9 protein-coding genes and 1 riboswitch are annotated in these 9,451 nt (G+C 75.3%); of the genes, 2 read left to right on the forward strand and 7 right to left on the reverse strand.

The features are described 5' to 3' along the window. Nucleotides 1–136: 136 nt before the first annotated feature. The 4 genes from EBM89_RS18190 to EBM89_RS18205 are packed head-to-tail and all read right to left on the reverse strand — an operon-like array spanning nucleotide 137 to nucleotide 2,800. A complete protein-coding gene (locus EBM89_RS18190) occupies nucleotides 137–937 on the reverse strand; it encodes an ABC transporter permease (protein ID WP_122151047.1) in 801 nt (266 codons plus the stop codon). Continuing rightward, complete coding sequence (locus tag EBM89_RS18195) at nucleotides 934–1,842, reverse strand: ABC transporter ATP-binding protein (protein WP_439647206.1); 909 nt, start codon at nucleotides 1,840–1,842, stop codon at nucleotides 934–936. Before EBM89_RS18195 ends, EBM89_RS18190 begins: the two co-directional genes overlap by 4 nt. Before the next feature lie 5 nt (nucleotides 1,843–1,847). Next, nucleotides 1,848–2,150 (reverse strand): transcriptional regulator, encoded by a 303-nt coding sequence (locus EBM89_RS18200; protein ID WP_122151049.1) that lies wholly within the window; start codon nucleotides 2,148–2,150, stop codon nucleotides 1,848–1,850. Next, entirely contained in the window at nucleotides 2,147–2,800 is a 654-nt protein-coding gene (locus EBM89_RS18205) for a hypothetical protein (protein WP_122151050.1), read from the reverse strand. Before EBM89_RS18205 ends, EBM89_RS18200 begins: the two co-directional genes overlap by 4 nt. 192 nt (nucleotides 2,801–2,992) lie before the next feature. Between EBM89_RS18205 and EBM89_RS18210 the strand changes: the two genes are divergently transcribed. Next, a complete protein-coding gene (locus tag EBM89_RS18210) occupies nucleotides 2,993–3,805 on the forward strand; it encodes a CPBP family intramembrane glutamic endopeptidase (protein WP_439647207.1) in 813 nt (270 codons plus the stop codon). A 3-nt stretch (nucleotides 3,806–3,808) separates the two neighbouring features. Here the strand turns inward: EBM89_RS18210 and EBM89_RS18215 are convergent, their stop codons facing one another. Beyond that, the gene (locus tag EBM89_RS18215) at nucleotides 3,809–4,435 is read right to left on the reverse strand and encodes a DUF308 domain-containing protein (RefSeq protein ID WP_233571845.1); all 627 of its coding nucleotides are present in this window, start codon (nucleotides 4,433–4,435) and stop codon (nucleotides 3,809–3,811) included. A 225-nt stretch (nucleotides 4,436–4,660) separates the two neighbouring features. Here EBM89_RS18215 and EBM89_RS18220 point away from each other — a divergent pair, with 225 nt between their 5' ends. Further along, nucleotides 4,661–7,156 (forward strand): flippase-like domain-containing protein, encoded by a 2,496-nt coding sequence (locus tag EBM89_RS18220; protein WP_122151051.1) that lies wholly within the window; start codon nucleotides 4,661–4,663, stop codon nucleotides 7,154–7,156. A 95-nt stretch (nucleotides 7,157–7,251) separates the two neighbouring features. Here EBM89_RS18220 and EBM89_RS21465 read toward each other — a convergent pair whose 3' ends face one another. Then, nucleotides 7,252–7,416 carry a hypothetical protein gene (locus EBM89_RS21465; protein WP_158609721.1) on the reverse strand — a complete coding sequence of 55 codons (165 nt, stop codon included), beginning with the start codon at nucleotides 7,414–7,416 and terminating at the stop codon, nucleotides 7,252–7,254. A 14-nt stretch (nucleotides 7,417–7,430) separates the two neighbouring features. Continuing rightward, nucleotides 7,431–7,506: riboswitch (cyclic di-GMP riboswitch) on the reverse strand. 122 nt (nucleotides 7,507–7,628) lie between these two features. Then, a partial coding sequence (locus tag EBM89_RS18225; RefSeq protein ID WP_122151052.1) for a penicillin-binding transpeptidase domain-containing protein occupies nucleotides 7,629–9,451 on the reverse strand: 1,823 nt, incomplete at its 5' end.

Genomic DNA, 9,451 nt, shown 5'->3' on the forward strand with positions numbered 1-9,451 from the left:
TGCACCTGTCCGCGAGCCGCGCGGTCGCGGGCGACGGCGGCCCGGGCGGCGGCGGGGCCGCGGGGCACACCGTCACCGACCCGGCCGTGGTCGCGGAGGCCGTCGCGGCGCTCGCCCGCGCCTGAGTCGCCCGGCGTCAGCGGAAGCGGCGGCCCTCGTCGCTCCGGTAGGCCAGGACGGCCAGCACCGCGAACACCGCGGTCCACGCGAGCAGGACCGGCAGCGCGACGGCCGACCCGTCCGCACCGGTGGTCACCTGCACCACGACGTCCCGCGCCGCGCGCGACGGCAGAGCCTGCGACAGCCCGTCCAGCCACCCGGGGAACAGCTCGGGTGGCAGGAACAGCCCGCCCGCGAACGCCAGCGGGAACAGCACGACCTGGATGACGGCGAGGGCCGCCTTCGCCGGGAACGCGTACCCGATGGCGAGGCCGAGCAGCAGGAACGGCACCGCGATCACCGGGATCATCGCCAGGCCGCCGAGCACCCGCCACGGCGACGTGGACGCCTCGGTCAGCAGCAGCGCGATGAGCAGGACCGGCACCTGCGCCGACAGGCAGAACAGCACGCCGGTCACGATCCGCCCGGTGAGGCGCGGGCCCGCACCGGCGGGCAGGGTCCGCACGTAGGGGTCGAACGCGAGCTGGCGGTCCTCCGCGACACCGGCGCCGAGGGTGAACAGGCAGGCCGACATGACGGCGAACGTGCCGAGCTGCGCGACCGCCGCGACCGCGGCGAGCGGCTCGCCCGCGACGGCGGGCTGCGGGACGACGAAGAACAGCAGCGCGATGCCGGGGAACAGCAGGTTGCCGATGACGGCGATCGGCACCCGCACCGTCTCCAGCAGCTGGAACCGCGTGTGCAGGAGCGCGAGCGCGACCCAGGACCGGGTGGCGGGCGCTGCGGGCGTGGCAGGCGCGACGGGCGTGGCGGTCATCGGGGCTCCTCGGGGTCGGCACCGGACGTCAGGGCGAGGAACGCCTCCTCCAGGGAGGCGCCGCGCACCTCCAGGTCGCGGAACGGCAGCCCGGACCGCACGAGCGCCCGCACCACCTCGTCGGCGTCGCCCGCCAGCAGCACCGTGCGCCGGTCCTCGCGCCGGACGTCGAGCACGCCCGGCAGGGCCGCGAGCGCCGCCTCGTGCTCCGTCGGCACCTCGAGGAGCACCCGGCGGGCGGCGGCCATCGCGAGCACCGCGGTGAGATCGTCGTCGGCGAGCACGCGGCCCGCGCCGATCACGACGACCCGCCGGGCGAGCGCCTCGATCTCCTCCAGGTAGTGCGAGGTGACGACGACCGTCGCGCCCCCGGCCTGGTAGTCGCGCAGCGCCTGCCACAGCGTGTGCCGGGCCTCGACGTCGAGCCCGGTCGTGGGCTCGTCCAGCAGCACGACGCGCGGGCGACCGACCAGCGACAGCGCGACCGCCAGGCGCCGGCGCTGCCCGCCGGACAGGCCGCCCGTCTGCCGCCGGGCCAGGTCGGTGAGGCCGAACCGCTCCAGCACCTCGCCGCGCGGCATCGGGTCGCGGTAGTGCCCGGCGACCAGGTCCACGACCTCGCCGACCCGCAGGGTCGCGGGCAGGCCCGTCTCCTGCGGGGTGCTGCCGAGGCCCACCCGCGCCGCCGGGTCGCGCGGGTCGAGCCCGCACAGGCGCACGGTGCCGGAGTCGGGTCGGCGCAGACCCTGCACGAGGGAGAGCAGCGTGGACTTCCCGGCGCCGTTCGGCCCGAGCAGCCCGACCATCTCGCCCTCGCCGACGGTCAGCGACACGTCGTCCAGCGCGGTGACGTCGCCGTACCGGCGGGTGACGCGGTCCAGCGCGACCAGCGGCGCCGGGCTCACCCCGCTCACCGGGCGCCGCCGAGCAGGTCGGTCAGGGCGCGCGTGTAGCGCTCGAACGCCGCGCGGCCCGTGGCGGAGAGCTCCACGTACGTCGCGGGCGTGCGGCCCTCGAAGGTCTTCTCGACGGTCACGTAGGACGCCTCCTCGAGCTTGCGGAGATGGGTGGACAGGTTGCCCGCGGTCATGTCGAGCAGCTGCTGCAGCCGCGGGAAGGACAGCCGGTCGCCGGGGGCGAGCGCCGCGAGCGTCGCGACGACCCGCAGCCGGGACTGGGCGTGGATGACGGGGTCGAGCTCGGCGTCGGTCACGCGAGGCCCCCGCGCCGGGGGGCGTTCCCCCGGCGCTGCGCGACGTGGGCGAGCAGCGCGCCGACGGCCATGCCGCCGCCGCCCGCCAGGCACATCACGGCGAACGTCCCGGGCAGCCCGACCAGCGTCGCGACGGCGGCGACCAGGGCCATCCAGACGCCGAGGGCGAACTGCGCGCGGTCCTGCCAGAGCGCACCACCGGCCATGTAGAGGATGCCGACGATGAGCGCCGAGATGCCGTTGGCCGCCAGCGTCATCCCCTCGGGCGGGAGCCCCGCGGCGGCCAGCCCGCCGAGCAGGACCTGCGCGGCGGTGAACGCGACCATCCAGGACCACCCGTACATCGCACCGGTGCGACGGCTCACGCCGTCCATGCCGGACATCCGGCGCGCCGAGTGCAGGATCGTGGTGACGACGCCCGCGAGGATCAGCACCCCGAACACGGCCCACGCGCCCCACGGCATCCGCTCGACGCCGTCGCCGGACACCGCCCACAGGACGCCGTAGCCGACGCCCCACGCGGTCGCCCAGATCCCGAAGATCACGCGGTCGTCGCTGTACGCCGTGGTGCGGACCCGGGTGCGCTGGGCGTCGATGATGGCGCGCGCGGCGGCGAGGTCGAGCGGCGCCTCCTCGGGCTGCGTGGTCATCGCGGGTCCTCCGTGCCGTCCTGGGGTGGCGTGGCCCGCGTCGACGGGCTCACTTTGCGCTGCAAACTACTTGGCGTCATGCCGCCCTGACAAGCCCTCCCCCGGGCGCGGGCGCTGCTACCACCCGGCGAACACCCCGGCAGCGCGCAGCCCGCGTCCAGCAGCCGCCTCTACGCTGCCGAGGTGAGCACCGTGCAGCCCGCCGCGACCGAGCCCGACCCCGTCGGCGCGCCCCCGGTGTCCGAGCGGGCCCGGCGACGCCGGATCGGCGTCGAGATCTGGATCGTCCTCGGCCTGTCGCTCGGCAAGTCCGGCGTGTACGCGCTGGTCAACATCGTCGCCCGCCTCACCGAGGGCACCCCGCTCGCCGACCAGTCCACGGCGCTGAACGTCAGCCGGTCGGCCCGCCCCTACCTGGACCTGACCTACCAGCTGCTGTCCATCGGGTTCGCACTGGTGCCCGTGGCCCTCGCGCTGTACCTGCTGTCCGCCAACGGCCGCAGCGCCGTGCGGCGGATCGGCCTCGACCGGGCGCGCCCGCTGCGGGACCTCGGCGTCGGGTTCGGGCTCGCGGCCCTGATCGGGCTGCCCGGGCTCGGCCTGTACGTCGTGGGACGCGCCGTCGGGATCACCGTCGAGGTGCAGGCCGCCGCCCTGAACGCCGCGTGGTGGACCGTCCCGGTGCTGCTGCTGTCCGCGCTGCAGAACGCGCTGCTCGAGGAGGTCGTCGTCGTCGGCTACCTGATGGAGCGGCTGCGCGAGATGCGGTGGCGGGCGCCCGCGATCGTCGTCACCAGCGCGCTGCTGCGCGGCTCGTACCACCTGTACCAGGGCATCGGCCCGTTCGTCGGCAACGTCGTCATGGGCCTGGTGTTCGCCGAGTACTACCGGCGCAGGCGGCGGACGATGCCGCTCGTGGTCGCGCACACCGTGCTCGACGTGGTCGCGTTCGTCGGGTACGCGCTGATCCCGGTCGAGTGGCGCGAGGCCCTCGGCATCCGCTGATCCTCAGGGACGCGGCGGCTCGCCCGGCGCGGTGTTCGGCGCCTGACCTGCCCGACCTGTCGCCGCGAGCTGCCGCCCCAGCGACCGGGTCGCGAACCCGGTCACCACCACGACGGCGCCGGCGACGAACGCGAACAGCCCGTACACGGTGAGGATCACGGACACCGAGTCCTGCGGCTTGATCGCGAGCAGCAGCCCGAACAGGAACCCGATCAGCCCGAGCATGAGCGTGCCGACCCAGGCCAGGTCCCGCGCCCGGTACTGGGTCGCGGCGACCACCAGCGCAGTCACGCCGAGGACGAGCAGCCACAGCGCCAGCAGGTAGTACAGGACCAGGGCGGTGACGCCGGGCCAGAGCATGATGAGCGCGCCGAACCCGATGCTCACGAGCGCCTGGGCGATCACCCACCCGAACCCCGGCCGACCCCGGGCGAGCAGCGCCTGCAGCAGCACGACGACGCCGTCGGCGACCGCGAACACCCCGAACACCCACACCAGCGCCACCAGCGTGCCGAGCGGCTCCACGAGCAGCAGCAGCCCGAGCACGATCAGGAGCACGCCGCGCAGCACCGGCAGCCACCACACCGAGCGCAGCGCCGCCGCCACGCGGTCGTCCAGGTCCTTCGCCACCGAGCACCTCCGCCGTCCTGCGTCCCTACCGCGACCGTCGCACCCGCGGTACCCCGCCGGGGCGACGCACCACGTCGTCGCCGGTCACGCTAGACCCGGTGCGTCATCCTCGCGACGGAGAGCACCACGGGCGGCGTCATCCTCGGGGAGGGAATCGCCGCGACGCGCCGTCGCGCCACCCCTCAGCGGGCCCGGAGCGGGCACGCGCTGCCTAGACTCCACTGCATGCCTGACGCACCGACCGACGCGCAGGCGGCGCCCGGTCGACCCGACGGGCTGGGCCGCCCGCAGGTGGTGGACTCCCCCGAGGTCCGCGTGCACCACCCGTCCGACCTGCTGGGCGTGGTCGTCTCGCTGCTCAGCGCCGTGCTCGTCCTGGTGCTGGCCACCTACGCGCACAACACGACCACGGGCGTCGCGGAGGACGTGCAGGGCTTCGCGACCCTGCTGCGGCAGCTGCTCATCATCCCGGTCGCGCTGCTGGAGACGGTGGTCACGTACATCGTGCCGATCGCGGTGCTGACCGAGCTCGCGCTGCGGCGGCTCGGGCGGCAGATGATCGAGGCCTCGCTCGCGGCGATCGGCGCGGTGCTCGCGTCGTCGGCGACGCTGTGGCTGATCAACCACCTCGGATCCGAGCAGCTGGTCGCGGGGCTCCAGGTGCGGCTCGCGGGCGAGCTCACCGTGACGATCCCCGGGTACATCGCCCTGATCGCCGGGCTGCTGACCGCGACCGGCCCCCGCAACCGCCGCCGCACCGTCGCGTGGTCGTGGAACCTCGTCTGGGTCGCCGTCGGGTTCCTGGTCATCACCGCGGGCGTCTCGCTGCCGGGCATCGCCGTGGCTCTGCTCATCGGACGGGCCAGCGGCCAGGCGGTCCGCTACCTGTCCGGGGTGCGCTCGGAGCGCGCCTACGGCGCCAGCCTCGTCGCGGGCGTGCGCCGCGCGGGGTGGCACCCGCTGGTGCTGGTGCGGGTCCCGGACGACGCCGAGCCCGGCACCGACACCCCGCCCGCCGCCACCGGCGCGGGCACCCCCGCCTCGCGCGCCGTCGCCCGGTCCACCGACCACCGCGTCTACGAGATGACCACCGACGACGGCCGCCAGCTCGACGTCCTCGTGCTGGACGGCGACCGGCAGGTGGTCGGCGTGCTCAACCGGCTGTGGCGGTCCCTGCGGCTGCGCGGCCTCGACGGCCGCTCCGTCGTCTCGCTGCGCCAGGCCGCGGAGCGTGCCGCGCTGCTGTCGTACACCGCCACCGCCGCAGGCGTGCGGACCCCGCAGCTGCGCGGCATCGCCGAGGCCGACTCCTCGATGATCCTGGTGCAGGACCGCGTCGCCGACGCCGTCCCTCTCGCGGACCTGGACGCCGACCAGATCACCGACGACGTGCTGCGGGAGATCTGGGCGCAGCTCGGCACCGCGCACGAGGCCGGGCTCGCGCACCGCACGCTCACCAGCGACGCGATCCTCGTCGCGGGCGACGGCCCGCGCCCGACCGTGTGGCTCGTCGGGTGGGAGCAGGGCGACGTCGCGTCCTCCGACCTCGCCCGCCGCATGGACAAGACCCAGATGGTCGCGCTGCTCGCGCTGCGGGTCGGCCCGGCGCGCGCGCTCGAGTCCGCGGTCGCCGTGCTGCCCGAGGGCGACATCGCCGCGATCGGCCCGCTGCTCCAGACCATCACCCTGCCGCGCCGCACCCGCGAGGAGCTGCGCGCCCACAAGGAGGTCCTGGCCGAGCTCCGGTCCGCCCTGGTCGCCCGGCTCCCTGAGGCCGACGTCGAGCCCGTGCCGCTCATCCGGTTCGGCGCGCGCGCCGTCCTGACGATCCTGCTGACCACCGCCGCCGTCATCATCCTGCTGACGTCGATCAACCTGCAGACGATCATCGACGCGCTGCAGCGCACCGACTGGCGGCTCAGCGTGCTGGCCTTCGCGCTCGGCATGGCCACGCTGTTCGGCGCCGCGCTGTCGCTGGTGGCGTTCTCCCCGGTCAAGCTCTCGCTGTGGCGGGCGTCGGTGGCGCAGTCCGCCGCGACGTTCGTGGCCCTCGCCGCCCCGGCGGGCATCGGCCCGGCCGCGCTCAACCTCCGCCTGCTCACCCGCCGCGGGACGTCCGCCTCCCTCGCGACGGCGACCGTCGCGCTGGTGCAGGTCGCCCAGTTCGTCATGACGCTCCTGCTGCTGCTCGGCCTGTCGGTGGCCTCGGGCACCAACCAGCTCGAGCGGTTCACGGTCTCGCCCGTGGTCGTCGTCGTCATCGCGGTGCTGGCGTTCCTCGTCGCGGGCGCGCTGCTCGTCCCGAAGGTGCGGCAGTGGGTGGCCGCCAAGACCCTGCCGACGCTGCAGCAGACCTGGCCGCGTCTCATCGAGGTCGTCGGGCAGCCGTCCCGCCTGGCCGTGGGCCTCGCGGGCAACCTCGTGACGACGTTCGGATACGTGCTCGCGTTCGAGGTCTGCCTGCGCGCGTTCGGGCAGGAGCTCTCGCTGGTGCAGGTCGCGATCGTCTACCTCGCCGGGAACACCGCGGGATCGGTCGCCCCGACGCCGGGAGGCATCGGCACCACCGAGATCGCCCTCGCGGGCGCGCTGGCGGTCGTCGGCGTGAACCCCGGTGTCGCGACCTCCGTCGCCGTGCTGTTCCGGGTGCTCACGTACTGGCTGCGGATCCCCGTGGGCTGGGCGTCGATGCGGTACCTGCAGCGGGTCGGCGAGCTGTAGCCGCTCGCGGGCACGACCGTGCCGGGGCCGCGCGACGCGCCCCGCTCCCGGCGGGGTGCGCCCACGACCCCGGCAGGGTCAGGCGTGCGGGTGGTTCAGGACGCGGAGGTGCACTCGCGCTGAGCCGGGACCAGGTCGCCGCGGTTCGCGCGCGCGGCGGCGATCCGGGACCAGGAGGAGAGGCGGGCGGTGATGACCTCGGGGCGCAGGTCGGAACCGAAGTCCCGCTCGGCCGGCTCGTAGAAGCCACGCTGTTCCATGACGGAATCCTTCGTTCGGCAGCCCGGCTGACCTGCGGGGGTCCCGTGGCTTTGCGTCCCCTCCTCGCGGAGGGTTTGCTCTTGTCGCTGACACGCCGACTGTAGGCCCCCGGGCCCGCGGGCGGAAGAGGGTCACTCCGAAGACGTGGTACAGAACCCGCATTTCACCCACTCGGGCCATATCGGACATGTCGCCCAGGCCCGAGCGGGCGTCACGCCGCCGGGACCGCCCGCAGGAACGCCTCCAGCAGCGGACCCGACGTCGTGGACCCGAAGTCCCCGGTCTCCACGAACACCGCGACGGCCAGGTCGCCCTGCGCCGCGATCATCCACGCGTGGTTCGCGAGCTCGGCCCCCGACCCGTACTGCGCGGTGCCGGACTTCGCGATCACCTCGGCGCCCGGCACGTCGGCGAGGAAGTCGCCGCCGCCCTCGGTGACGACGGCGCGCATCATGTCGCGCAGCGAGCCCGCCTCCGCCTCGGTCAGCGGCTGGGTCGGCGCCGGGGTCTCGACCGCCCCGTCCACCAGCAGGTGCGGGGTGATCCGCTGCCCGGCGACGACCGAGGCCGCGACCGTCGCCATGCCGAGCGGCGTGGCCTGGATGCGACCCTGCCCGATCATCGACGCGGCGTGGTCCGTGCCGGTCGCCTCGGCGGGCACGGCGCCGAGCGTGGCGGCGAAGCCGAGGTCGACGTCGTCGGCGAGGCCGAGCGCCTGCGCGGCCGTCGCAAGCGCCTCCTGCGGCGCCTGGTCGGCGGCGGTGAGGAACGCCGTGTTGCAGGACTCCGCGACGGCGGTCCGCAGCGTGATGTCGCCGAGCGCGGACGTCGGGTACCCGGGGTAGTTCTGGAACTCGCGCCCGTCGACCGTCGCGGTGGCCGGGCAGGTGACGGTGCTGTCGGGCGTGAGGCCCGCGCGCAGCAGCGCGAGCGACGTCGCGACCTTGAACGTGGACCCCGGCGCGTACAGGCCGAGCGTCGCCGTGGACACTCCGCCGCCCCCGGGGCCGCTCGCCGCCGCCAGGATCTCGCCCGTGGACGGGCGGATCGCGACCACGGCGCTGCCGGTGTCCGCGACCCCCGCGACGACGTCCTCCGCCGCCTGCTGCACGACCGGGTCCAGGGTGAGGCGCAGCGGCTCGCCGACCTGCGGTTCCACGTGGAACAGCTGGCGCTCCTGCGCGCCGCCCGCGGTGGCGACGACCGTCAGGCCGGGCTGACCGCGCAGCTGCTCGTCGAACTGGCGCTGCAGCCCGCCGAGCCCCGTGAGGTCGCCGCCGGCGACGGCACCGCCGGACTCCTCCACGATCTCCGCCGTCGCCTCGCCCACGGTGCCGAGCACCGGACGCGCGAACTCGCGGCTCGGGGCGAGCGGCAGCGCCGTGCTCAGCGCGTTCACCCCGGGCAGCGTCTGCAGCGCGGCCACGTCGTACGCCGGGTCCTCGGCGCGCACGACGATGGCCTCGACGAACGCCTTCTCCCCCGCCGCCGCGACCCGGGCCGCGTACGCCTCGGGGTCGAGCTCCAGGGCCGCCGCGAGACCGCGCGCCGCACCGTCCGCCTCCGCCGCCGCCACGCGGGTCTTGTCGATGCCGACGCGGAACACCGGGCGCGACTCCACGAGGACCGCGTCCCCGGCGCCGAGCACGTCCGCCCGCTCGGCCTGCACCCGCCGCACCGCCAGGGCCTCCCCGGACGCGAGGTCGGGGGCGAGCACCATCGTGCTCCACCGCGCGCGCCACTCGTCGTCCACCTGCACGAGGTTCGCGTGCGTCGTGTACGTCCAGGGCTCGTCGCGGCCGACGTCCCAGGTGAACGCGAGCTCGACGGACGCGGCGGCGTCGTCGCCCTCGGTCGCGACGACCTCGCCCGCCCTGACCTCGGGCGTCCACGGGTCGAGGCCCGCGTACGCCGTCTCGCGCTGCTCCGCCGCACCCGCGGCGTCCGCGCCGTCGAGCGCGACCCCGCCGAAGTCGCCGGACGCGACCGCCGCGGCCAGCGCGTCCGCGGCGGCCTGCCGCTCGTCGCCCGACC

It is taken from the genome of Cellulomonas triticagri (assembly GCF_003696205.1).
Classification (GTDB): Bacteria; Actinomycetota; Actinomycetes; order Actinomycetales; family Cellulomonadaceae; genus Cellulomonas; species Cellulomonas triticagri.

Excerpts from the sequence above, each read along its gene's own strand:
- EBM89_RS18205 (WP_122151050.1), bottom strand. The coding sequence starts at position 2,800 with ATGACCACGCAGCCCGAGGAGGCGCCGCTCGACCTCGCCGCCGCGCGC.
- EBM89_RS21465 (WP_158609721.1), bottom strand. The coding sequence starts at position 7,416 with ATGGAACAGCGTGGCTTCTACGAGCCGGCCGAGCGGGACTTCGGTTCC.
- EBM89_RS18220 (WP_122151051.1), top strand. The coding sequence starts at position 4,661 with ATGCCTGACGCACCGACCGACGCGCAGGCGGCGCCCGGTCGACCCGAC.
- EBM89_RS18190 (WP_122151047.1), bottom strand. The coding sequence starts at position 937 with ATGACCGCCACGCCCGTCGCGCCTGCCACGCCCGCAGCGCCCGCCACC.